17 protein-coding genes and 1 tRNA gene are annotated in these 23,263 nt (G+C 68.5%); 5 read left to right on the top strand and 13 right to left on the bottom strand.

Features of this window, described 5'->3' with window-relative positions:
* Positions 1-3: 3 nt before the first annotated feature.
* From ITJ44_RS04715 to ITJ44_RS04735, 5 genes are all read right to left on the bottom strand, one after another.
* Positions 4-363: an Rv3654c family TadE-like protein gene (locus ITJ44_RS04715; protein ID WP_194633572.1), complete on the bottom strand. Its 360-nt coding sequence runs from the start codon at positions 361-363 to the stop codon at positions 4-6.
* Positions 353-754 carry a TadE family type IV pilus minor pilin gene (locus tag ITJ44_RS04720; protein ID WP_194633573.1) on the bottom strand — a complete coding sequence of 134 codons (402 nt, stop codon included), beginning with the start codon at positions 752-754 and terminating at the stop codon, positions 353-355. Before ITJ44_RS04720 ends, ITJ44_RS04715 begins: the two co-directional genes overlap by 11 nt.
* Entirely contained in the window at positions 751-981 is a 231-nt protein-coding gene (locus tag ITJ44_RS04725) for a DUF4244 domain-containing protein (protein ID WP_194633574.1), read from the bottom strand. Before ITJ44_RS04725 ends, ITJ44_RS04720 begins: the two co-directional genes overlap by 4 nt.
* Positions 982-1,309: 328 nt before the next feature.
* Entirely contained in the window at positions 1,310-2,317 is a 1,008-nt protein-coding gene (locus tag ITJ44_RS04730; protein WP_194633575.1) for a type II secretion system F family protein, read from the bottom strand.
* Positions 2,314-3,579, bottom strand: a complete 1,266-nt coding sequence (locus tag ITJ44_RS04735) for a TadA family conjugal transfer-associated ATPase (protein ID WP_194633576.1) — start codon at positions 3,577-3,579, stop codon at positions 2,314-2,316. The genes ITJ44_RS04730 and ITJ44_RS04735 overlap by 4 nt, the downstream gene beginning before the upstream one ends.
* A 336-nt stretch (positions 3,580-3,915) precedes the next feature.
* Between ITJ44_RS04735 and acs the strand changes: the two genes are divergently transcribed.
* The gene (acs, locus tag ITJ44_RS04740; protein ID WP_194633577.1) at positions 3,916-5,895 is read left to right on the top strand and encodes an acetate--CoA ligase; all 1,980 of its coding nucleotides are present in this window, start codon (positions 3,916-3,918) and stop codon (positions 5,893-5,895) included.
* A gap of 84 nt (positions 5,896-5,979) precedes the next feature.
* Here the strand turns inward: acs and ITJ44_RS04745 are convergent, their stop codons facing one another.
* Both ITJ44_RS04745 and ITJ44_RS04750 read right to left on the bottom strand, forming a co-directional pair.
* The gene (locus ITJ44_RS04745; protein WP_194633578.1) at positions 5,980-6,444 is read right to left on the bottom strand and encodes a RidA family protein; all 465 of its coding nucleotides are present in this window, start codon (positions 6,442-6,444) and stop codon (positions 5,980-5,982) included.
* Positions 6,444-6,626: a hypothetical protein gene (locus ITJ44_RS04750; protein WP_194633579.1), complete on the bottom strand. Its 183-nt coding sequence runs from the start codon at positions 6,624-6,626 to the stop codon at positions 6,444-6,446. Before ITJ44_RS04750 ends, ITJ44_RS04745 begins: the two co-directional genes overlap by 1 nt.
* A gap of 104 nt (positions 6,627-6,730) precedes the next feature.
* Between ITJ44_RS04750 and ITJ44_RS04755 the strand changes: the two genes are divergently transcribed.
* From ITJ44_RS04755 to ITJ44_RS04765, 3 genes are all read left to right on the top strand, one after another.
* Positions 6,731-9,271 (top strand): transglycosylase domain-containing protein, encoded by a 2,541-nt coding sequence (locus ITJ44_RS04755; protein ID WP_194633580.1) that lies wholly within the window; start codon positions 6,731-6,733, stop codon positions 9,269-9,271.
* Positions 9,271-10,215 carry a metallophosphoesterase gene (locus ITJ44_RS04760; RefSeq protein WP_194633581.1) on the top strand — a complete coding sequence of 315 codons (945 nt, stop codon included), beginning with the start codon at positions 9,271-9,273 and terminating at the stop codon, positions 10,213-10,215. The genes ITJ44_RS04755 and ITJ44_RS04760 overlap by 1 nt, the downstream gene beginning before the upstream one ends.
* Before the next feature lie 61 nt (positions 10,216-10,276).
* Positions 10,277-10,350: transfer RNA gene (locus ITJ44_RS04765), tRNA-Pro, on the top strand.
* 1,777 nt (positions 10,351-12,127) lie between these two features.
* Here ITJ44_RS04765 and ITJ44_RS04775 read toward each other — a convergent pair.
* From ITJ44_RS04775 to ITJ44_RS04790, 4 genes are all read right to left on the bottom strand, one after another.
* Complete coding sequence (locus ITJ44_RS04775) at positions 12,128-16,132, bottom strand: GDSL-type esterase/lipase family protein (protein ID WP_194633583.1); 4,005 nt, start codon at positions 16,130-16,132, stop codon at positions 12,128-12,130.
* 255 nt (positions 16,133-16,387) lie between these two features.
* The gene (locus ITJ44_RS04780; RefSeq protein WP_194633584.1) at positions 16,388-17,593 is read right to left on the bottom strand and encodes an acyltransferase; all 1,206 of its coding nucleotides are present in this window, start codon (positions 17,591-17,593) and stop codon (positions 16,388-16,390) included.
* 145 nt (positions 17,594-17,738) lie between these two features.
* Positions 17,739-19,970 carry a transglycosylase domain-containing protein gene (locus ITJ44_RS04785; RefSeq protein WP_194633585.1) on the bottom strand — a complete coding sequence of 744 codons (2,232 nt, stop codon included), beginning with the start codon at positions 19,968-19,970 and terminating at the stop codon, positions 17,739-17,741.
* A gap of 92 nt (positions 19,971-20,062) precedes the next feature.
* Entirely contained in the window at positions 20,063-21,094 is a 1,032-nt protein-coding gene (locus tag ITJ44_RS04790) for an LLM class flavin-dependent oxidoreductase (RefSeq protein WP_194633586.1), read from the bottom strand.
* Between the two features lie 68 nt (positions 21,095-21,162).
* On the opposite strand from ITJ44_RS04790, the gene ITJ44_RS04795 reads away from it, so the two are divergent.
* Positions 21,163-21,690 (top strand): VanZ family protein, encoded by a 528-nt coding sequence (locus tag ITJ44_RS04795; RefSeq protein ID WP_194633587.1) that lies wholly within the window; start codon positions 21,163-21,165, stop codon positions 21,688-21,690.
* A 39-nt stretch (positions 21,691-21,729) separates the two neighbouring features.
* On the opposite strand, the gene ITJ44_RS04800 is transcribed toward ITJ44_RS04795, so the two are convergent.
* Positions 21,730-22,272, bottom strand: a complete 543-nt coding sequence (locus ITJ44_RS04800) for a sortase (RefSeq protein ID WP_228494490.1) — start codon at positions 22,270-22,272, stop codon at positions 21,730-21,732.
* A gap of 319 nt (positions 22,273-22,591) precedes the next feature.
* On the bottom strand, positions 22,592-23,179 hold the full coding sequence (locus ITJ44_RS04805; RefSeq protein WP_194633589.1) for a sortase: 588 nt from the start codon (positions 23,177-23,179) through the stop codon (positions 22,592-22,594).
* Between the last annotated feature and the right edge of the window lie 84 nt (positions 23,180-23,263).

A 23,263-nucleotide genomic window follows, 5' to 3' on the forward strand; every position in this document is an offset into this window, starting at 1 on the left:
CGCTCATCCCGACGCCCGGGTAGGGGGTTGCCCGGCTCGCGCACGCGCCGTGACGGGAAGTCCCCACGGGCCGCCGTGTCGCTCCGCCTCCACGACCGCCGTCGTGCCCGTGACGTCGCATCGCGTGAGCTCCGCCCCGGAAGCGACCACGACCTCCACCGCCGCCGAGCAGGGGGAGCCGGCCGCGAATCCCGCGGCGACGTCGGCCGCGGCGAGCGCCCCGGAGTCCGCGGCCCCCGCGGCAGCGGCCCTCTCCACGAGCACGGAGGAGACCGCGACCGTGGTCAGCGCGAGGGCGGCGACGGCGCCGAGCACGCCGACAGCGACCACGGTGCCCGAGCCGACGTCGCCGTCACGGGGCATCCGGATCCTCCTGCCACGCGCAGCCCCGCGCCGAGACGCGGATCCCGGCGACGCCGGCGGGCCCGAAGCGGCTGGGAGCCGTCAGCCGGACGCAGACCGCGTGACCCGACCGCTCCACCGCCATGGCCGCTCCCGCGGCAGCGCCCTCGATGCGCGCCTCCGCCGTGCCCGCGTCCTCCCCGCGTCCGATGCTCCGCGCCGCCTCCTCCGCCGCGGACGTCAGCATCACCTGCTGGCCGACCGTCTGCACCGCGCCTAGGCAGAGGCCGAGGACCAGCACGACCGCGGGCAGCACGACCGCCAGCTCCGCGGAAGCAGCTCCCCGATCCGCGACGGGGGGCCCGTGCTGATCGTGTCGCGGAGGCCCCTCCGCCGACGTGATCGGGATCACCGGTCGTAGGTCAGGGCACGCCGTACGAGGTCGAGGAGCATGCCGCGGACCTCGTCGCTCTGCAGGATGACCACGAGCAGTCCGGCGAACGCCACCGCAGCCATCGTCGCGATCGCGTACTCGGCGGTGGCCGCTCCCCCGTCGCCCGCCGCGCGGCAGGCGAGCGCACGACGCGCCGCCTGTGCCACCCGCACGGACCGCGAGGGCGTCACCGTGGGCGTCGCCATCACCTCTCCGCGGCAGATCCCCGCACAGCTCGTGACGCGCCCCGTCGACCGCGCGGGAGCCGCTGTCGCCGCGGCCAGGGGCCACACCGCGCGGCCCGGCGTCGCCACCGCGGCTCCGGTCGTCCCGGATGCCGGCACGAGGGCTGCTGTGCCCTCCGCATCATCCACATCGATCGCGTGCGTCCGCTCCTCGATACGTCCCATGTGCTCGTCCCCTCTTCTGGCGGGCGATCCCCGCCGTCCTGTCCCTGCCGACCTTCGGCGAGGGAGCCACCATGCCCCGCCCGCCGGGCTCACCACGTGGCGGGAAGCGCGACGGTGGATGCCGTCACCCGTGGCCGAGTGTTGAGGACACGACGGCCAGCAGCATCGGCACCACGCCCACCGCCAGGAACGCGGGCAGGATGCACACGCCCAGGGGCAGCATGAGCCGTGCCGCCAGGCACGCCGCAGCCCGCTCGGCGCACGTGGCGGCGTCCCTGCGGACCCGTTCCGCCTCGCTGCCGAGGAGGACGGCGACGGGCGCGCCCGTTCGCGCGGCGGCATCCACGACGGACGCGACGGCGGCGAGATCGTCTCCCGCGCCCAGCCCGGCGCGCTCGCAGGCGCGGCGGACGACCGCGACCGCACGAGGCACGGACGCCCCGCCGGACATGGCCATCGCCACCAGGTCCAGGGCGAGCCCCGGTGCAGGATCACGGGAGACGGCCCGGCTCACGAGGCCGCGATTCCACCGCCACCCGATCGCCACGAGCGAGGAACCCACGACGAGGCACGCCAGCCCGGGCACGGTGGTGACGAGGACGCGGAGAGGATCGAAGCCGAGACCCGCGGCCAGGAGCAGGCCGGCGCCGGGCATGAGGAGCACGGTGCGGCTGGTCGCCACCGGCCCCGCGAGCGCCGTCCCCGCATCACGGCGCACCCGCGCGATGTCGACGAGCGAGTCGGCGAGGCGATGGAGGGATCGCGCGAGCGGCGCTCCCGTGCGGTCCGCGACCTCGAGCCCGGCGGCGAGCGCGCACCACGATCGCGCGGTGGCTCCGTCCGCCGGCTCGCCCGCGGTGGCCGCCGCGACGATGCGACCGGCGAGGGAAGCTGGGCCTTCGCCCGCGGCGACGCGGCGGACCAGCGCAGGCACCGCGCTCTCCCCCCTCCTGACCCGTGCGCCTGACGGAGCCAGCTGCGACCAGGCGCGCTCGAGGTGCAACCCCGCACCGAGAAGCACCGCGAGCCGTCGCACGAACGCGGCGATCTCCTCCGTCTCCTCGACGAACACCCCGTCCTCCGCGCCCTGCAGACGCAGACGCAGCCGGACGGCGTGCGTGCGCCGGATCACGCGCCGGTCCCGTCCGTGCCCGAGGCCACCGCCGCCGCCTGCACCCTCGGCCCCTGGTGCGGTTCCCAACGCACCGGCATGACCCGGAGGCGGCCGTCGCCGCCCGTCGCGAGGCGTCCCGCCGCCGTCACGCGACGCCCGAGCGGCGTCCGGGAGAGGTGGATGATGAGGCCGATCGCGCTGACCGCCTGGCGCGCCGTCGTGACCGCGTCCATGCCGGCCAGCGCGCCGAGGGCCTCGAGCCGGGCGGGCACGTCCGCGACGCCGTTGGCGTGCAGGGTGCCCGCGCCTCCGTCGTGACCGGTGTTGAGCGCTCCGAGCAGCTCGCGGATCTCGCCGCCGCGGCACTCCCCCACGACCAGCCGGTCCGGCCGCATCCTCAGCGCCTCCCGCACCAGGCGCGGCAGGGACAGCTCCCCTGCCCCCTCGATGTTCGCCTGCCTGGCCTCGAGCGACACGACGTGCGCGTGCCGTACACGGAGCTCGGCGACGTCCTCGACGAGCACGATGCGCTCCCGCGGATCCGCCCGGGCGAGCAAGGCGCCGAGCAGGGTCGTCTTCCCGCTGCCACCTGCCCCCGTGATCAGGAGGTTCGTGCGCCGGCGCACCGCCTCCTCCAGCAGCGCGCGACAGCCGGGAGGGAAGGCTCCCGCCGCGTCGAGCGCGTCGAGCGTGGGCCTCGTCCGCGAGGGGAGGCGGATGGAGAGCAGCGTGCCGCGCGTCGAGACGGGCGGCAGGACCGCGTGGATGCGCATGCCGTCGCCCAACCTCACGTCCACGCACGGCGCCGCCTCGTCCAGGTGCCGCCCGCCCTCCGCGGCCAGCCGCACGGCGAGCGCGCGCACGGAGGGTTCGCCGCCGAGGTCCACGTCGGGTCGGAGCTCGGGCCCGGATCCGCGGTCGACCCACACCTCGCCGTCGCCGTTGACGAACACGTCGGTCGTCCGGGGATCCCGCGCCAGAGGGGCGAGGGGACCGAGCGCGGACGGGACCCGGCGCGGGGACGGGACCGGAGCGGGCGCGGTTGCGGGACCATCGGACGGGACGCGGACGGCCGCGCGGGTGCCCGCTGCCCCGGCCTCGCGAGGGCCGGATCCCCGCCGGGCCTCGCCCGGGAAGCGGGCACGTGGGACGAACGCCGCGGCGGGCACGACTCGGGGTCCCTCGTCCGCACCCGTCCCCGCGCCTCCCGCGGACCGGTGCCGCGACGCCTCCCCCGGGGGGACGCCCCGACCGCCCACGGATGCCTGCCACTCGATCATGCGCGGAGACTAGGCGCGGCCGTCGGCCACGGTCGCGCCGCGACCCGACGTGGGATGGACGGACCGCAGCGAGAGGCTGGGGAGGAAGAGGGGCGGCGCCCATCGGGGGAACGGGCGCCGCCACGTGGCGAAGGATCGGGGGAATCCTGGACTCGCCACACATCGGGCTTGACCCGACGGCATGAGCATACGCTGCACGCCTCCCGCCACGGGAGGGTTGTGCGCGTTCTGGCCGTTCCCCCACCGGACTCCCGGCCAGCCGGTCTCCACGACCGCCCCCTGTCGCCCCGGTGCCGAGGCGCCCACCCGCTAACGTTGGTGACGGAGAGGATGACGATGACGATGTCCACGAACCCCCTATCGAGCCAGCCCGGAGCCGCGACACCCGAACCGGGGTCCGTCCATCCCCCGTCGGATGCGTTCCGCGCCACGCGCGTCGCCGACGAGTCCCTCGCCGCGTCCGCCGCCGCCGACCGCCTCGGCTTCTGGGCCGACCGGGCCCGCGAGCTCGTGACCTGGGAGACCCCGTTCGACACGGTCCTCGACTGGTCGGACGCCCCCGTCGCCCGCTGGTTCCCCGAGGGCCGTCTCAACGTCGCCTACAACTGCCTCGACCGGCACGTGCTCAGCGGCCACGGCCAGCGCGTCGCGCTGCACTGGGAGGGCGAGCCGGGCGACGCGCGCGACCTCACCTACGCCGAGCTCACCGCGGAGGTCAAGCGCGCCGCGAACGCCCTGCGCGATCTCGGCGTCGTCGCGGGCGACCGGGTCGCCATCTACCTCCCGATGATCCCGGAGGCCGTCATCGCCATGCTGGCGGTCGCGCGCATCGGCGCCGTCCACTCGGTCGTCTTCGGCGGGTTCAGCGCCGAGAGCCTGCGCGCGCGCATCGACGACGCCGAGGCGCGTGTCGTCATCACCGCGGACGGCGGCTGGCGCAAGGGCAAGGTCTTCCCGCTCAAGCCCGCCGTGGACGCCGCGCTCGTGGGATCGGCCGGATCCGTCGAGCACGTCCTCGTCGTCAAGCGCGGCGAGAACGCGGTGGAGTGGGACGAGAGCCGCGACCTCTGGTGGCACGAGCGCGTCGCCGCCGCGGATCCGGAGCACGAGGCCGAGGCCTTCGAGGCCGAGCACCCCCTCTTCATCCTCTACACGAGCGGCACGACCGGGAAGCCGAAGGGCATCCTCCACACTTCTGGCGGCTACCTCACGCAGGTCGCGTACACGCACCGCAACGTCTTCGACCTGCACCCCGAGACGGACGTCTACTGGTGCACGGCGGACGTCGGCTGGATCACCGGCCACAGCTACGTCGTCTACGGCCCGCTCGCCAACGGCGCCACCCAGGTCATCTACGAGGGCACGCCCGACACCCCGGAGCCCGGCCGCTGGTGGGACATCGTGGAGAAGCACGGCGTGACGATCCTCTACGCGGCTCCCACGGCCATCCGCTCCTTCATGAAGACCGGGCGCGAGATCCCGGACGCCCGCGACCTCTCCTCCATCCGCCTGCTCGGCTCGGTCGGCGAGCCCATCAACCCGGAGGCGTGGCGCTGGTATCGCGACGTCATCGGCGGCGGCGACGTCCCCGTGGTCGACACGTGGTGGCAGACGGAGACCGGCGGCATCATGATCTCCGCGCTGCCCGGCGTGACGGCCACCAAGCCTGGATCCGCCCAGACGCCCATCCCCGGCATCCAGGTCGCCGTGGTCGACGACCAGGGCGAGCCCGTGGCCCGCGGCGAGAGCGGCCTCCTGGTCGTGACCGAGCCGTGGCCGGGCATGCTCCGCGGCATCTGGGGCGATCCGGAGCGCTACCGCGAGACGTACTGGGACCGCTTCGGCGACCGCTACTTCGCGGGCGACGGCGCGCGGCTCGACGAGGACGGCGACGTCTGGCTGCTCGGACGCGTGGACGACGTCATGAACGTCTCCGGCCACCGCCTCTCGACCGCGGAGATCGAGTCGTCGCTGGTCGCGCACCCGTACGTCGCCGAGGCGGCGGTCGTCGGCGCCTCCGACGAGGCCACCGGCCAGGCCGTCGTGGCCTTCGTGATCCTCCGGACGGCCGAGGCGAGCGCGCTCGGCGACGAGGACCCGAACGAGGTCCTCCGGAAGCACGTGTCCGACCAGATCGGCGCCATCGCGAAGCCCCGCCGCGTGTTCGTGGTGCAGGAGCTCCCGAAGACGCGCTCGGGGAAGATCATGCGGCGGCTGCTGCGCGACGTGGCCGAGGGGCGGGCCGTCGGCGACACCACCACGCTTGCCGACACGCAGGTGATGCAGGTCATCAGCGAGCGGATGAGCGCCGGCTGAGGCGACCGGTCACGACGAGAGGAGGGCCGGGTGCGATGCGCACCCGGCCCTCCTCTCGTGCCCGCTCGAGCGGGCGGTGGCCGACTACTCGACGAGCGCCACCACGAGCTCGACCTCGACGGGCGCGCCGAGCGGCAGCTCCGCGACGCCCACGGCCGAGCGCGCGTGGACGCCCGCGTCGCCGAGGATCTCCCCCAGCACCTCGCTCGCGCCGTTGATCACGCCCGGCTGTCCGGTGAATCCCTCGGCCGAGGCGACGAAGCCCGTGACCTTGACCACGCGCGCGATGCGGTCGACGCCGCCGGCCGCGTCCGCCGCCGCCGCGAGCCCGTTCAGCGCGCAGGTGCGGGCGTGCGCCTTCGCGTCCTCCGCGGACACCTCGGCGCCGACCTTGCCGGTCGCGGCGAGCGCGCCGTCGACGAAGGGCAGCTGGCCGCTCGTGTACACGAGGCCGCCGTGGACGACCGCGGGGACGTAGGCGGCGACGGGCGCCGCGACCGCGGGCAGCTCGATCCCGAGCTCGGCCAGACGGTCGGAGATCGTGCCCATCAGGCGCCGTGCTCCGCGCCGGCGAGCGGGCGCTTCATGTAGGCGACGAGCCCGCCCTCGGGGCCGGTGACGACCTGCACGAGCTCCCAGCCCTGCGCCCCCCACGTGTTCAGGATGGCGGCGGTGTTGTGGATCATCAGCGGCGTGGTGAGGTACTCCCACTGCGCGGGCGTTGCGGTCATCTCGGCTCCTTGCCGGTCGGGTCGGGGTGCATGACGGGACGGGCGCGGGCGGCCGGCGCACAGGTCCACGGGTTCCCATACACCCTTCCCGTACTCTGGAGTCTATGTCTGCTTCCAAGAACACGCCCGGCCGCGTCGCCGCCGCGCTCACGGGCGTCCTCGGCATGAGCGCCGTGGCCGGCGTGCTGGTCGCGGCGATGGTCACCCCGGCCATCGCCGTGACGAGCCTCGCGGCCAACAACACGATCGGCCTCTTCGAGGATCTACCGGACTACCTGCAGATCGACAACCTCGCCCAGAAGACCGAGCTCTATGCCACGCAGGGCGGCCAGCAGGTGAAGTTCGCCGAGTTCTACGCGCAGAACCGCGAGGAGGTCGGCTGGGACGAGGTCTCCGACAACGCGAAGGCCGCGGCGGTCGACACCGAGGACCCCCGCTTCTACGAGCACGGCGGGGTCGATGTGCAGTCCACGTTCCGCGCGCTCGCCCAGAACGTCATCGGCGGCGGCGTGGAGTCGGGCGCGAGCACGATCACCATGCAGTACGTCAAGAACGTGCTCGTGCAGAAGGCGGAGACGCTCGCCGCGACGGATCCCGACGCGGGCAAGAAGGCCTACGCGGAGGCGACGCAGGAGTCGACCGCCCGCAAGCTCAAGGAGATGCGCCTCGCGATCGGCCTGGAGAAGAAGTTCGCGAAGAACGACATCCTGCTCGGCTACCTCAACATCGCGAACTACGGCGGCAGCGTCTACGGGATCCAGTCGGCAGCGAAGTACTACTACAACGTCGACGCCAAGGACCTGAGCATCGCGCAGGCCGCGAGCCTCGTCGCGACCGTCAACTACCCCACGGCCCTCCGCATCGACGAGCCCGGCAACATCCAGGCGAACCAGGCGCGCCGCGACATCCTCATCGACAACATGCTGAAGCACCACAGCATCACGCAGCAGCAGCACGACGAGGCCATCGCCACCCCGGTCACCCCGGCGATCACGCCCTCGGTGAGCGGCTGCAACGCCGCGCAGCCCGCGAGCGCGGCGTACTTCTGCGACGCGGTCAAGTACACGGTCGAGAACTCGAAGGAGTTCGGCGCCACCCCCGATGAGGCGCGGATCAACCTCAATCGCAACGGCTACAAGATCTACACGACGCTCAACCTCGACCTGCAGGCGAAGGCCACGGACGACATGCGCAAGCAGATCCCCACGACGATGAACAGCATCCCGGAGCTCGGGTCGGCAATGACCAGCGTCGAAGCGAAGACCGGTCGCGTCATCGCCATGGTGCAGAACACCGACTACGGCAACAACGCGGGCGCTGGTGTGCAGAGCGTCAACTTCAACACAGACCAGGACATGGGCGGGTCGCGTGGCTTCCAGGTGGGATCGACGTACAAGCTCGTCACCCTCCTCGAGTGGCTCAAGGAGGGGCACTCGGTCAACGAGGTCGTCAACTCCTCCAAGGGGACGTGGGCTGGAAGCGACTTCCGCGACTCGTGCACGGGCGGGACGTTGAGCTCGAAGCCGCTGACGGTCACGAACGACGGGGCTGCGCCGGGTGCCAACCGGACCGTCATGTCCGGGACCGCGAACTCCACCAACACCGCGTTCATGGCCATGGCCTCCGAGCTCGACATGTGCGGCATCGTGCAGACCGCGAAGGACATCGGGATCCATCAGGCGGACAAGAGCAAGCCGCTCTCCGGTCTCGTGTCCGACATCATCGGTTCCGGTGGCAACAACATCGCGCCGCTCACGATGGCCTCGGCGTACGCCACGGTCGCGAACAACGGCACCACGTGCACGCCGATCCTGATCGACAAGGTCGTGCTGCCCGATGACACCGAGATCACGCCGCCGTCGGCCAACTGCACCGAGTCCGTGAGCCCGGACGTCGCGCACACCGCCGCTTATGCGCTCGCCGGCGTGATGGGCGCGACCGGTGCCGCCGCCAACACGAATGACGGCACACCGCTCATCGGCAAGACGGGCACCACGGACAGGGCCAAAGACACCTGGTTCGTGGGATCCAGCACCGAGGTCACCACCGCCATCTGGGTGGGCAGCTACGGCGGACAGGACATCCGCCAGCGCCAGACCAAGCTCCCGAGCGGCCAGCTCATGTCCACCGCGCGCTTCGCCGTGTGGAAGCCGTTCATGCAGGCCGTGAACGGGATCTACAAGGGATCGGCGTTCCCCGGCCCGGCAGCGGACCTCACCCGCACGCCGACTGTGCAGGTGCCGGACGTGTCCGGCATGTCGCCCGCCGACGCCCAGTCGGCCATCGAGGGCGCCGGCCTGACCTTCGCCCAGGGCGGCGCGCGGTCCTCCGCGAACGTGCCCGCCGGTCAGGTCGCCGGATCCGACCCGGGCGCCGGCGCCAACGCGGCCCGCGGATCCACCGTCACGGTGTTCATCAGCAGCGGACCCGACCAGAGCCAGCAGGGCACGCCGGGCACCGTCCCGGACGTGCGCGGCCAAGACGTGACGAGCGCCCGCCAGACGCTCCGGTCGGCGGGCTTCGACGTGACCATGGCGCAGGAGCAGGTGCAGGACAACTCCCAGATCGGGAAGGTGACCCGCACGGATCCGGCCGCCGGCCAGCAGAGCAGCGGTCCCGTGACGCTGTACTTCGGACGCAGCTGATGAGCGTCGTCGGCACGATCGCGCGCACCGTCGGCGGGGTCGCCGCAGCGGGCGCCGCCGCCTTCGCGTACGCGTCGTTCTACGAGCGGCGCCGCTTCACCCTCCGCGAGGTGACGGTGCCGGTGCTGCCCGTGGGTGCCGACCCCATCCGCGTGCTCCATCTCTCGGACATGCACATGGCGCCGTGGCAGCACAAGAAGCAGCGCTGGGTGCGCGAGCTCGCGGAGCTCAAGCCCGACCTCGTCGTCGACACCGGCGACAACACGGGTCACGAGCAGGGCATCGAGGCGGTCGAGGAGACGCTCGAGGCCTTCCGCGGGATCCCCGGCGTCTTCGTGCACGGCTCGAACGACTACTACGGGCCGATGCTGAAGAACCCGTTCAAGTACTTCACCGCCAACACCCATGCTACGCAGCGCCCGGCCGACCTCGACCTCGCGCGGCTCGAGCGGCTCTACGCGTCGCTCGGCTGGGTCGACCTCAACAACGCCGCCGGCGCGATCGAGGTCAACGGCACCCTGCTCGAGTTCTTCGGCGTCGACGACCCGCACCGCGAGTTCGACCACCTCGAGGCGCTCCCCGGCGCCCTCGAAGCGCTGCGCGAGGACGGGGACGCCTACCAGGGCGCCTCGGACGCGCCGGTCGTGTCGCTCGGCGTCGCGCACGCGCCCTACCGCCGCGTGCTCGACTCGTTCGTCACCAACGGCGCCCGCATGATCTTCGCCGGGCACACGCACGGCGGCCAGGTCTGCGTGCCCGGCTACGGCGCGCTCGTCACCAACTGCGACATCCCGCGCCGCCAGGTCAAGGGCCTCAGCGTCTGGCCGCACGCCGACCGGGCGTCGTTCCTGCACGTGAGCGCGGGACTCGGCACGTCGATCTACGCGCCCGTCCGCTTCGCCTGCTACCCCGAGGCGACGCTGCTCACGCTCACCGCTGTGTGACGGTCCCGCGTACTCCGGAGCCCGGAACATCGGGTAGGGTAGTAGCTGGCCGTTGAGCCATCGGGGTGTGGCGCAGTTTGGTAGCGCGCTTCGTTCGGGACGAAGAGGTCGCAGGTTCAAATCCTGTTACCCCGACAAAATTTGATATTATTCCAGTTTAAAGAAGAAGGCCCAGACACGGACTCGTGTCTGGGCCTTATTCTATCGCCATTTTCTTCACGCCATACAATTGCACATTAAACGTGCACCTTGCATGCGGACTTCTTCAACTTATTACCAAGGCGCGCCGTTCGACACAGAACCTCAGTCCGCCGGCGTCGATTGAGGACCGGACCCATTCTTTAAAATCGTGACCCAGGCCCCTGTAAAACTGGGCTGACCTCCTGCCAAATTTTTGAACGTCAACCTGGCCAGAGATCCTCCAGTGACGTAAGCCGAAACCCACGAATCCTCCTCCATATAGGTGTAGAAGGTGTCGTGACTGGCGACGGTCCGAATCGACCCTGAGGCATCTCTGATTTGCAGCGATACTTCTCCATTACAACATCCGATGGCTCCTGTAGTATTCATTCGAAACCACGTCGTTCCTCCGCAGTTCGGACTATTCCGAAGCTGTACGGATTTCCCGTATACGGTAAACTCGCTACGCGTAACAGCTCCATCAGTGCAGCTAGCTGCTTGAGCAGAAGTGGAACCCGTAAAGCCTCCTGCCGGCAACAGAATGCCAACCATAACCACCATCGCAAGCACGACACCTCGAAACTTACGCAAACCACTTTTTAGCATTTAAACCGAATCCTTCTGTTGTAGAACACAATACGACACTGAACTTACTCGCATAATACTCAATGCTACGTTCGCCGCATTTTTCTTATCGAACCCTTCGTAACGGCATGCTCCTAACATCCAACCACTTCACTAGGTTCCCACACTCGCGGGCGCCAGGCTAAACACATCACCAACAGACCCAACTTGTCCATAAGTGATGTGAAACGGTACTGACTTACGTATGACATTTCACCACCACGTGCCGCATGTGAAGCCCCCATGAGGGGGACAGGCATTTGGTACCTCCCCGCACGCTTCGGCCCTCACCCCGATGGTAAGTCTGACGGCATCGGAAGCGGAGTCTCAGGTAAACTCGGGCGTCCGTTCGCGTCGCATATTTCCAACCCGGCGCAAACATTAACGCGCAGGTACGTGACTGATGACATAACCACGGCGACGAGCGCCCTCGCATTACTGCCGTATAACTGCCGACTCAAGGTCTCGAGCGCAAGGGGAGGCTCTTGTCTGACGTCTGTTCCACCGCCCGTTGCTGAGAACTGATCGTTCTTCTCTTGAAGTCGGCGAGAATCTGCTCGACTGAGGTAAACGAGAACGCGAGTGTTCCCACACGTGTATTTGCCCGCGAGGGGTTCGGTGAGGACGCCTTGCCCCACAGCCAGAGCGCGCTGCTCATCAACACCGCCGCTCACAGGACTCATAACTGAACATCCGCTATCGAGCATGCTCCTCTCGAGGCCCTGTATATCCGATAATGGCGCAAGGCCATCACCTAAGACGTACGCGGACGCTGCCGTTACACTGCATACGTACGGGCGGGGAACTCGCTTCTGACCAAAGGCATTCGATCCTTGCACCCCGCAATTGGCCGTAGTGCGTGTACCCAATTTCCATTGTCCGCTCACCTCGACGGCATTCTCGACGCGTGCAGACGCGATGACCAAATTGGAAGAACCCAATTCCGGCGACGCCGAAACGATAGTCTCGGCGCACCCGGCCACCGCGAACACAGCAAAAGACATGGCGACAACCGCAATAGAACGCCGAGTAGCCGCTTGGGTCCAGCTGGGCCTCGACGCAGACCTCCGCGTGAGGCAATACCACGCGAATTCCAACCTGGTTATCCTCACCTCAACGCCGCGCTCATCGCCTGCGCGTATGCAGCCTGCCCAAGAGCGTTCGGATGAATGCTCTGCGCCGATGTGACTCCGGAGCTGAACACGAAAGGACCAAAAATCGGATCATCACCGGGCGAAAGATCAGTCCGAATATTATTGATGTAACTGCCGACAGCGCCCGTCTTACACAACTCGTGGTCATTGAAGTATGTGAATGGATCTTGGAAGACCACTACTCTTTGTCCCGCCGACGTGTTCAAGTGTTGCGCCGCGAGGGCAAGTGCAGAATTAATTTGAGCGGGGGCTTCACGCAACCAGTACTGCTGATCATTTCGAATCAAGATGCACGCCACCTCTGGCCCGCTGAACAAAGCTGGATAACCCATCAAGAGAATCCTCGCGTTAGGGGCCTTCTTCCTAATTTGATTCAGTACGGTCTCTACCGCGGGACCGACGTCGTCGCGCGCCCTGTTCGCGGTCGCCAGGGGCATCAAATCCGCGTCCCCCTCCAGTTTAGCTTTGTCGCAGGCGGATATCCCGACGCATGCTGAGACAATGTCGGAGAACAGCGCATCGTTCCCACCGATGGATATAGTCACCAGTGTCGTGTTCTCGTCCACAAATCCCGAATCGAGTTGCGACACTTCACGATACTTTCCGAGACGACCCGTCTGATCCGACTTGCGGAATCGCACAGACTCCCGTTCGTTCTCGGAAACCGAATAATACGGAAGGACATGCTGAGTCAGGGCACCAGAGCAGGCGATCAAGTGATAGTCCATTGACGGTGAGTACGTATCAGCTAGGTCACCCACTGACTTCGTCTGGCCAGGCACGACAGCCAGCCGAGACCATGCCTTGTCAGATCGGTGACAAGCGTTGCGTTCTCGATTATTGATCACGTCGGGAGAATATGGCGGGTTTGAGGTAGATGACGAATGTTTTCCAAAAATATCCGTCTCACGATAGAAGCTGCCTCCACCACTTTCGGAACTACCCTCTCCCGAAGAGAATGAGTCCCCCATGGCAACCACGATGTCAGCCGGCTTAGCGGCCAAAGGCTGAAAAGCCACCGCGTCCCATGCCACATCATCGTAGCCGTCCGCGTCGCGGGTGAGGTTCGAGAGCGAAACACTAGGAACACCCATCATCTTGAAGACCCCAAGTGAAACCCACGTATTTGCCCCAGTTCGTTGAGGGATCACGCGAGTCTTTTTTGTACCGTCTCCCAGATCAATGACGTATGCAGCCTGCTGCGTCCAGGCAGCGTGGTCGGGAAGGTGCACAAAGACCCTCGTCCACTTGCTTGCCAGCGTCTTATTGAGCGTCCATTTGCCTGTAACATCCAGAGACCCATACAGATCGCTATTTGAATTGGCGACACGTGTATGTGCGAACCAGAAGTGAGAGTTCCACCCCGCTCCAAGCTGGTGCGTATCGATCTTGCTGGGATAGCCACCTAGCCCGGCACCAAAAGTAAATTGAAAATTGCCGTTGTTGGTTTGTTTCTCGCAGGGTCGGACCGGCCCGACACTCGTGTCATCGACCACGAGTGCATCACTCGGAAGAGTGTCTCGCTTTTGGGGGGAACCAGCTGCTGGAGCACGTACCGCGCAATTCGGTGCGAACGCAGTTCCATCAGCTTGCTCGGCGTATCCTGTCGAGAATCGAAGCAGCTCGTTTCCGCACTGTCCAGGGCAATCGGGCTTCCACTTTAGAGGACCATGCATCCAACATTTCAGGTCGTAGAGTTTGTCGGCGTTAGTGTGCGTGCACGGGCCGGATGGCTCGGCGCTGAGCCCGGGAGCGGTGGGACGTACGCTCTTCGCCGGGTCACAGTCGTTGACGCTCGGTACACAGAAGATGACTGCCGGAGGCTTGACTGCCGTCCGAGACTCAGTGCTCGTCCACCATGCTGGGCGGAAGGCGGGGACTGCGGTCGTCGCATCCTCAAAGAGTTCCAACGACCATGCAGCGAAGCCGAGAACTTTTTCCGGGTAGGGCCACTCCTGGGGCCGTGCCGCGTCTGAGGGCCTCCCCTCCAAGAAGGGAGTGCGGTTCTGCTTGTACTTAGGGTTCGCTGGATTGTTCGCCCACCCAACTCCCCACGCGCCGTTGTTCTTCGCTTTGTCAGTCTCCGGATAGAACCCGGAGTTGTATGCCCAGATGGCGTAAAACCAATTCTCAACGTAGGCAGGGTCTCCGTCATTGACGACGAGCCCCGCCGCCCGCGTCTGATTCCATTTCTGACTGATGATCTGCAGACCCGCAGCGATGTTTGATCCGTAATCCAGCGCGATCGCACGCTGCTTCAATGGCGAAAGAGCTAGCTCTCCGGGCCTCTCGCTACCCGCTTTGCGCATGCCATCGGTGACTTGCGATACCCCATATCCGCAGTCTGCGTGCGCGAAATCTGCTGTCCAACTGAACGTCTCGGAACTCACGTCGTTACCGTAATAGTTTCCGATGAGTGGACTTCCTGTGACTCCTGGAGTGGTGTATCTCGATGCCTGCCACAAGTTGGACTCCTGCGCGAGAATACCTAACATGACCTGGGAAGGTACCCGGCCCCCTCCGCTCAACTGGACTTTGGGGAAGAGCCCCTGAGGGGTCGATCCGTTCAAACCCGCTCTTGCTAGGAAGACTGATGACCGGGGCTTGTTCAGGTCTCCCGTCACCGCTTGGTTGACAGCCCATTCGACCTGTCGGGGCTTCGGCTGTAGTGCCTGATTGGACGGATCGTTGCGCGCAACGGCGCAGGTCGCTTCAGCTTCGGCTGGGTTATTCGGGTCACCCGCTACAGCTTGGGTCGCTGCACGGTTCGACGCGGTCGGTTTGCTCGCAATGGTTGCGTCGCTCTCCTCCTCCGCATCCACTCGAGTTGGCCCGCTCGGCGGAAGCACGAATTCGAGTTGCTCGTTAGTCACCCGTGACGTAGCGCGGACTTCTACTGGCGTAAGCGCTGAAGCGCCGTCGGGGACCGTCTGGCTGCTCGTCGTGGAGTTGAGCGTGTCCTCTACGAGAAGCTGGCCCGCCGACGAAACTTGAGCGGAGATCGATGCCTTCACGAGGCTGGTAGTCGGCGGGAGGGGCGCTGTGGCGACTGCCGTCTCGCCCAGCACGTAAGTGTGACCGCTGGTGTCGCGCTGCACGCCGAGATCATCGGCGGCGCCGGTGGCCAGGGCGTCCGATTCAGTCCCTTCGCCCGACGGTGCCGTCGGGACGCGCAGGACGGAAGCCTTGTCGCCATCGCGCTCGGCATACAAGACATCCGAACCCGCGACCGTGATATCATAAGGGACGCCGGATGCAGAAGCCAGCACTGTCGGCGTCCCCTCTGGGGTGATACGTATCAGACTGCCGCTCACAGCGGCCACGATGTCGCCGTCGACCGGGGTCGCCGAGGCGGCTTCGAATCCCAATTCCGTCGTCGTCTCAATAGTAGGGTCCATCGCGTCAATACGCACAAGCCGTGTTTGGGCGTCCTCTGTAAATGCGGACATGACCACATCGTTTCCCGACCCGCACCCAGGGTTGAAGTACGCCAGTGAGAATCCCCTTCCCACTTGCGTCACCTCTCCCGTCGACATGTCGACGATCGCTCCCCATGCACCCGCATCGAAGAGCGTCGAATCATTGGTCATAGCTCGAGTGCCGTAGACGACACCCATCCGGCTCCCGTCCTCCGTCAAGCAAGTGTTCCCGATCCATCGGTCAGTCTCGACGCCGGGCGCTTGGAGCGTCGCCACCGGCGCCCATTCGTAGCCGGTGGACGAGTCGGCTGCGTAGACAGTGAAACCGTTCTGATCGCCGATCGCCGTAGTCGCGCGGTCTCGCGTGGTGGCCCAGTCTTCACCCAGAAGCCGATCACGCTCCGCTTCCGGTACCACGCTGCGGTCATCGGCGACGTCGCTTGACCGGTCGGCAGGGGCAGGCGGCGATGTCACATCAGGAGCCGCGGAAGCCGTCATGCCGTTGAGAAGGCCGCATGCGACAACTCCTGCCGTCGTCATAGCAAATAATTGGAAAGCTCGCCGAGCGCGCTTTTTCCAGAACGTCACCACAGGGTCCCCGATTTTCCAAGCCCTCATTAGCGCCGCAACAAGCCGTTGCGGCTCATCCCCTGAGACTTTTGCTCAGAATTTCAGGATTTATCCTGGAGCGCTGTCCTCCAAAAATAGGACTTGACAGACGGCTGCATTTATGGTGTCGGCGTTTGCGTCGCGGTGCATGCGAGGCTCCTCGTACCACCTGGTTGGGGCCAGGCCTCAGCGGAACCGCGACTTGAGCCGCAGCGCCGGCCGCTCGATCGCGTAGTACGTCGCCGCGGAGAGCGCCAGCGTCACCGCCCCGACCACGAGGGTGTTGAGGGCGAAGCCCGCGAGCGTGTCCGGTAGCACGAGGCCCGCGCGGCGGAGGAAGCGGATCACCGGCAGGTGCCAGAGGTACACGCTGAACGAGATCGTGCCGAGCCAGGCGATCCACCGGAGCTCGAGGAACCGCGTCACCGGCCCCGGGGATCCCCCGCGTCGCGGCAGCGCCACCAGGAGCAGCAGCGTCGCGCACGAGGCGGCCACGATGCTCTCGTCGAACACCCCCACGGGCGCCTCGGAGGCGACGACGAGAAGCGCGGCGGCGACGATCCCGGCGGGCACTCGCCAGGCCGCCACGCGGTCGCGCAGGCCCTCGTCCGCGGACAGGGTGAGCAGGACGACGGCCGCCGCCATGCCGTAGGCGAAGAGGTCCGCGTGCACGAGGATGCTGCGGTTCGCCACTGCCTCCCACGTGACGCCCCACTCGCTCGCGAGACGCCCGCGATGGCCGAGCGGCGCTTGCGCGATCATCGACCAGACCTTGCCGGCCACGCCGATCAGCAGGAGCACGGCCGCGGGTGCGAGGGCGCGGATCCACGTTGCCCTCCCCCGCAGCAGCCGCGCCGCGAGGAGCGCCAACACGGGCAACACCACGTAGAAGGACACCTCGACGGTGAGCGTCCACGCGACCTCGATGCCGCTGCGGAGCGTCCGTGGCGTGTAGCCCTGCAGGAGCAGCGCGTTGAAGACGGTGTCGAGCGGTCCGAGCGTGCCGACCGAGAAGCCGGCGTCACGCGTCTCGCGCGGCAGGATCGCGATGCGCAGCACGAGGCTCACGAGCAGCAGCACCACGATGTAGCCCGGGAAGACGCGGAGGGCGCGATTGGCGGCATAGCGCGACAGCCGTGGCATCGCGCCGCCGTCGACGAGGCCCCGCGCGAACGGGAGGAACAGCAGGAACCCGCTGAGCACGAAGAACAGCGTCACGCCGTGGCTGAAGAACGCGACCTCGCCGACGAGCGGGACGTCGGTCGTGGGGCGGGCCAGCTGCCGCTGGACGTGGTACAGCAGCACGGCGACGGCGGCGACCCCGCGGAGCCCCTCGATGCCGGGCAGGATCGTGCGCACGCGCGTGGGCGCGGACGTCGGGGTCCCGGTCATGATCGCCTTCCCGGGTCGGTGGTGGAGCGGCCGTCCAGTCTATGAGCGGCCCGATCCGCGGGATCCGGGGCGGCGCCACGCACAGCACGACGGCCGCCGCCCGCAGGCGACGGCCGTCGGCGCGCGCTCCCCATCGAGCGCGGGCTCATCCCTCCGCGGGCGGTGCCGGCTGCGCGGGCGCCGCAGGATCCGCGGGTGCGTCGGGTGCCGTGGGCGCCGCGGACTGGGTGGGCTTCGGTGCCGGCGGCACGTACGGCTTCTTCGTCAGCGTGCTGCTCGGCGCGGGGAAGACCTCCGCCGGGTAGCGGTCGTCGATGAACGTCTGCAGCGGCTTGAAGATCCGGTGACGCGCGCTGTCCGCGGCCGAGCCGTTGAGCACGTTGCGGCGCATCGACGCGAAGCCCTCCACGTTGCCGACCCAGACGGCCGTCGTGACCTCCGTGGAGGATCCGACGAACCAGGTGTCCTTCGAGCGGTCGGTGGTGCCGGTCTTGCCCATGATCTCCGTGCCATCGCGCGGGTTCGAGGCCGCGCCCGTGCCGCCCATGACCGCCTTGAGGGTGAACGCGGCCGTGTTGGCCACATCGGGGCTCATGGCCTGCGCGCACTCGCTCTTCGGCGTCACGAGCTCGGACTGATCAGGGAGGACGACCTTGTCGATCGCGATGGGCGGGCACATGCTGCCCTGGTTCGCGACGGAGGAGAAGGCGGTCGCCATCTGGAGCGGGGCGACGTTGTTGCCGCCGGAGCCCACGACGTCCGAGGGCTGGCTTGAGACGGGCTGATCCGGATTGGAGTTGTAGACGCCCATGTCCTTCGCCGTGCTCGTGATGTCGCAGATGTCCAGCTGGCTGGCCATCGCGATGAACGCGGAGTTGACCGACGCCACCGTTGCCTGGAGGACCGTCTGGTTGGAGGTCGCACCGGTGTTCGTGTCGTTCGTCACGGGATAGGCGGGGCCGCTCAGACGGTTGCCGCACGAGGTGAACTCGCTCTTCTGCCAAGTGGTCTTGGAGGCGTTCACTGTCTGGTAGATCGACTTCCCGCTCTTCAGCCAGTCGACGAGGGTGAAGATCTTGTACGTCGATCCCACCTGGAAGCCGCGCGATCCACCGTGCGCGAAGTCGGCGGAATAGTTCACTTCCGTGATGCCGGATTGGTCGCCCACCCCGTAGTCCGTGTTCTGCGCCATCGCGATGATGCGTCCGGTCTTCACCTCGCGGGAGACCACGGATCCACCGATCTTCGTGAAGCGCGCAGTGGTGGGCACCTGCTTGCGCATCTGCTCCGCCGCGTTGCCCTGGATGTCGAGGTCGAGCGTCGTGTAGACCTGCATGCCGCCGCGCTTGAGCACCGCGTCGCGCTCGGCCGCTGTGTCGCCGAACTCCTTGTTCGTGAGGATCTCGTTCTTCACGTAGTCGCAGAAGTACGCGGCCGAGATCGGGTTCGCCTGGATGCAGCCGCTCGTGGAGGGCGTGATCGTCGGCGTGATGGCCGCGGCCGACGCCGTGTCGAACTGCTCCTGCGTGATCTTCTGCTCCTTGAGCATGTTCCGCAGCAGCAGGTCGCGGCGCTCCTTGTTGCGCCCGAGGTTGTCCGGGTTGTCGATCTTGAAGACCTCCGGCGCGTTGACCGTGGCGATGAGGCTCGCGGCCTGCTCGAGGTTCAGGTCGGCCGCGGAGACGTTGAAGTAGTAGCGCGCCGCGGACTCGATGCCGTAGACCCGGCTGCCGAAGTTCGCGATGTTGAGGTACGCCAGGAGGATCTCGTTCTTGGAGTACTTCTTCTCCACCCCGATCGCCATCCGCATCTCCTTGAGCTTGCGGGGCATGTCGGGCTGGGTGGCCTCGGTGAAGGCCTTGCGGCCCTCGGCCTGCGTGGCCTCGTCGGAGGAGTCGACCATGTTCTGGGCCTTCTGGACCAGGACGTTGCGGACGTACTGCATCGTGATGGTGGAGGCGCCCGACTGGACCTCCTTGTTCAGCACGTTCTGCGCGAGCGCGCGGGCGGCCGACAGGACATCGACGCCGCCGTGCTCGTAGTAGCGGGGGTCCTCGGTCGCGATCGCGGCGTCCTTCGCGTACGACGAGACGGCGTCCCACGGGACCTCCTCGCGATCCTGCGAGAAGAACTCGGCGAAGGGAACCTGCTGGTCCCCCTTCTTGGCGTAGAGGACGGTCTTCTGCGCGAGGTTGTCGATCTGCAGGTTGTCCGGGATGTCCTCGAAGACGCCGATGGTGCTGTTGGCCGCGATGCCCGAGACGGCGATGGCCGGGGTCACCATGGCGGTGACGAGCACGCCGGCGATCGCGCTCATGCCGACGAGTCCGAGGAACGCGCCCAACCGGGTCGAGATGGTCAGGTCAGTTTTCCTCATGCTACGAATCTAACCCGCGCCCGGAGGTGCCACATCCGCCTCAGGGAGGGTCTCAGCTCCCCGTGGCCGAAATGTGATGAGTGCACTCGGGATCAGGCCGCGTCGGCCTCCGCGGCGGCCAGCTCGCGGACGGTGCGGAGCGTCCGGATGCGGTGGTCGAGCGTCGTGGACGCGGGCGCGACGATGAGCTCGTCGGCCCCCGTGCTCGTGAGCAGGCGCTCGAGGCCGATGCGCACGGCCTCCGGCGAGCCGATGGCCTGGCGGCGGTCGCGCGCCCCGATGATCTCGCGCTCGAGGTCGCTGAACCCGTAGGCCGCGGCTTCGTCCGGATCCACGGGCTGGGGCTTCCCGCCCTGGCGCATGCGCAGCCACGTGATGCGACCGGCGCGGGCCTCGCGGTCCACGACGTCCGGGTCCTCATCGGCGATGACGCTCACCGCGATGGCGCTGTGCGGCGCGGCGAGGTCGCCGCTCGGCTGGAAGCGCTCGCGGTACAGCGCGAGCGCCTGCTCGGTGCGGTCGCCGGCGAAGTGGTGCGCGAAGGCGAAGCGGATCCCGAGGGCGGCCGCCACCTGCGCGGAGTAGCCGCTGGATCCGAGCAGCCACACCTGCGGGAGGTCGCCCAGCCCCGGGACGGCCGTGATCCCGCGCAGCGGGTTGTCGTCCGCCATGCCGCCCGTGAAGAAGCCGACCAGGTCGACGAGCTGCTGCGGGAAGTCGTCGACGCCGAGGCCCGCCTCGCTGCGGCGGAGCGCCATCGCGGTCGCGCCGTCGGTGCCGGGAGCCCGGCCGATGCCGAGGTCGATGCGGTCGCCGTAGAGCGCGCGGAGGGTGCCGAACTGCTCGGCCACGACGAGCGGTGTGTGGTTCGGCAGCATCACGCCGCCGCTGCCGACGCGGATGGTGGAGGTGCGGGCGGCGATGCCGGCCAGCAGGACGGCCGGGGCGGAGCTCGCGATCCCCGGCATGCCGTGGTGCTCGGCCACCCAGAACCTCGAGTACCCCGCGGCCTCCGCTTCCTGGGCGAGCCGGATGCTGCCGGCGACCGCATCCGCGTTCGTGCCCCCGAAGGGGCGCGGGGCGAGGTCGAGGACGTTCAGCGGGACGCGTTCGAGGTGGGTCACCCCGGGGAGAACGGGCGGGATCCGCGGTGCATTCCCCGCGGAGATCGCGTTGCTAGGCTGCGGGACCCATGGATCCCGCCACCTCAGCTCCCCCGCAGGGCGCCGCTGTGGAGGGCTCCGGGCCTCGTCGGTCGCCGTGGGGCGCGCGGCGGGACCGCGAGCGCCGACGGGTACGCCGGCGGCAGGCCGCCGTGCTCCTCATCGCGTACGTCGCCCTGATCGGCCTGGTCACGCTCACCCCGGACAGCGTCGACCGCGGCGTGTACCCCTACCTGGTGCGGGGCGTGGTGTTCGTGCAGCACCACGGCTTCCCCGGGTTCCGCTACTCGATGATCGAGGAGGTCGCCAACGTCGCCCTCTTCGCGCCGCTGGGCATGCTCGGCGTCCTGGCGCTCGGAGCGCGGCGCTGGTGGGCCGTCGTGCTCGCCGGCACGGCGCTGTCGGCGTCCGTGGAGCTCGCGCAGGGCGCGTTCCTGCCGGCGCGCGTGGCGTCCGTCACCGACGTGGTGGCCAACGGCACCGGCGCCCTCCTCGGCGCGACGGCGGCTGCGCTCGTCGCGGCCCGGACGCGACGACGCGGGCGGATCCGGTCGTGATCGGATCCGCCCGCGTCGGGGCGGTGGTGGCGCCGGGCGTCAGGAGGCGCGGCGACGGCGAGCCGTCGCGACGCCCGCGGCCGCGGCGCCGGCGAGGAGCAGGCCGCCGCCGGTGATGGCGAGGCCGGTGGGCAGCGTGCCTCCGGTGATGGGGAGCGAGCCGCCGTCCGCCGCCGTGCGGGCGCTGGCCGGGACCACGGACACGATCCCGCACCAGTGGTCGCCGGACGCGGCGGTCTGGTTGGCGCGCCAGGTGCCGGCCGCCGTCGTCGGGACGACGAGCGTGCCGGAGACGGAGCCGTCGGCCGCGGCCGTGACGGAGGCGGCGGGGTCGCCCGCCACGGCGGGTGCGCCGGCCGTCGCGGAGAGGCGGACCGCGACGGACTCCCCCGCGGTGAAGGATCCGGCGACGCCGGCGATCCGCACCGACTCGCCGGGTGCGACCGCGGCGGGGGTGACGGACATGCCGCTGCAGGCGATGGCGGAGTCCTTGGGGACGTAGTTCTCCGCCTGGGCGGCGAGGGGGACGGAAACGGTGATCGCGAGCGCGACGAACGCGCCCGCCAGGGTCTTGGCGAGCATCTCGGGTGTGCCTTCTCTGATGCACCCGGGACGGACGTGCGGGGGCACGACGGGTATCGCCTCGGGGCGGTGGTGTCCGCGGCGCGCGATTTCGGGTCGACGCCTTCAGGCAGACAGCGGGTCGGGTAAACCCACGATCGAGATGCTATCCGTGGCGGCGCTCCGAGCGCAGGAGCGCGGGCGGGTTCGGCCCCGGACTGGGGTCACGCGATGCCCGCAGGGGCGCCCGGAGACGGCGGAAGGCCCCGAGGCAGATGCCTCGGGGCCTTCCGTCACCGAGCTCCGGAGGGGAGTCAGGCGACGCTGTCCGGGATGCGGATCAGGCCGTGGCGCGCTGGCGACGGACCGTGGCGAGCACGACCACGAGAGCGGCACCGAGCAGCAGCAGGCCGCCGCCGGTCCAGATGAGGACGACGGGCAGCTGGCCACCCGTGACAGGCAGACCCGCGGAGCCGTCGGCGTTGTTGGCGCCGCCGGTCGCGGTGCCGGTGCCGGCCGCCGCGACGACCGAGATCGTCGTGGAGACGGTGTTGCCCTGGGCATCGGTGCCGGTGAGGGCGTAGGAGCCCGCTGCCGAACCGGCCGGCAGGGTGACGGTGACCCGGAGGCTGCCGTCGTTCGCCGACGTCTTGGTGATGGAGTTGCTCGTCACGGCCATGGGGGCCGTGCGGAAGGAGGCCAGCGTGGCGTTGGCCGCGTCCTGGCCGGTGATGGTGATGGTGACGGCGGAGACGGGAGCGAACGAGCCGGGCCCGAAGGACAGGACGGTGCTGTCACCGGGCGCGACGGTCGGGTCGCTGACGGTGACGCCACCCTCGGGCGTGTACGGGTCCGCGTTGGCGGCGGTGGCGACGGTGAACGTCGCGGCGAGGGCGATGGCCGCCCCGGCGAGGATCTTCTTGAACATGTGGTTCCCCCAGTGTGAGCTTCAGGTGGTGCATAGGGGCCACTAGCGGACTCGGGTCCGCCGTCGATCATTCCCCCACTGAGG

Origin of the sequence: Clavibacter sp. VKM Ac-2873, from assembly GCF_015351075.1 — a bacterium.
Classification (GTDB): Bacteria; Actinomycetota; Actinomycetes; order Actinomycetales; family Microbacteriaceae; genus Clavibacter.

Bases quoted from the DNA above. Each gene is read 5' to 3' on its own strand.
- ITJ44_RS04775 (WP_194633583.1), bottom strand. From the start codon at position 16,132: ATGACGACGGCAGGAGTTGTCGCATGCGGCCTTCTCAACGGCATGACG.
- ITJ44_RS04760 (WP_194633581.1), top strand. From the start codon at position 9,271: ATGAGCGTCGTCGGCACGATCGCGCGCACCGTCGGCGGGGTCGCCGCA.
- ITJ44_RS04755 (WP_194633580.1), top strand. From the start codon at position 6,731: ATGTCTGCTTCCAAGAACACGCCCGGCCGCGTCGCCGCCGCGCTCACG.
- ITJ44_RS04715 (WP_194633572.1), bottom strand. From the start codon at position 363: ATGCCCCGTGACGGCGACGTCGGCTCGGGCACCGTGGTCGCTGTCGGC.
- ITJ44_RS04805 (WP_194633589.1), bottom strand. From the start codon at position 23,179: ATGTTCAAGAAGATCCTCGCCGGGGCGGCCATCGCCCTCGCCGCGACG.
- ITJ44_RS04800 (WP_228494490.1), bottom strand. From the start codon at position 22,272: ATGCTCGCCAAGACCCTGGCGGGCGCGTTCGTCGCGCTCGCGATCACC.
- ITJ44_RS04725 (WP_194633574.1), bottom strand. From the start codon at position 981: ATGGCGACGCCCACGGTGACGCCCTCGCGGTCCGTGCGGGTGGCACAG.
- ITJ44_RS04780 (WP_194633584.1), bottom strand. From the start codon at position 17,593: ATGACCGGGACCCCGACGTCCGCGCCCACGCGCGTGCGCACGATCCTG.
- ITJ44_RS04745 (WP_194633578.1), bottom strand. From the start codon at position 6,444: ATGGGCACGATCTCCGACCGTCTGGCCGAGCTCGGGATCGAGCTGCCC.
- ITJ44_RS04785 (WP_194633585.1), bottom strand. From the start codon at position 19,970: ATGAGGAAAACTGACCTGACCATCTCGACCCGGTTGGGCGCGTTCCTC.
- ITJ44_RS04795 (WP_194633587.1), top strand. From the start codon at position 21,163: ATGGATCCCGCCACCTCAGCTCCCCCGCAGGGCGCCGCTGTGGAGGGC.
- ITJ44_RS04735 (WP_194633576.1), bottom strand. From the start codon at position 3,579: ATGATCGAGTGGCAGGCATCCGTGGGCGGTCGGGGCGTCCCCCCGGGG.
- acs (WP_194633577.1), top strand. From the start codon at position 3,916: ATGACGATGTCCACGAACCCCCTATCGAGCCAGCCCGGAGCCGCGACA.
- ITJ44_RS04750 (WP_194633579.1), bottom strand. From the start codon at position 6,626: ATGACCGCAACGCCCGCGCAGTGGGAGTACCTCACCACGCCGCTGATG.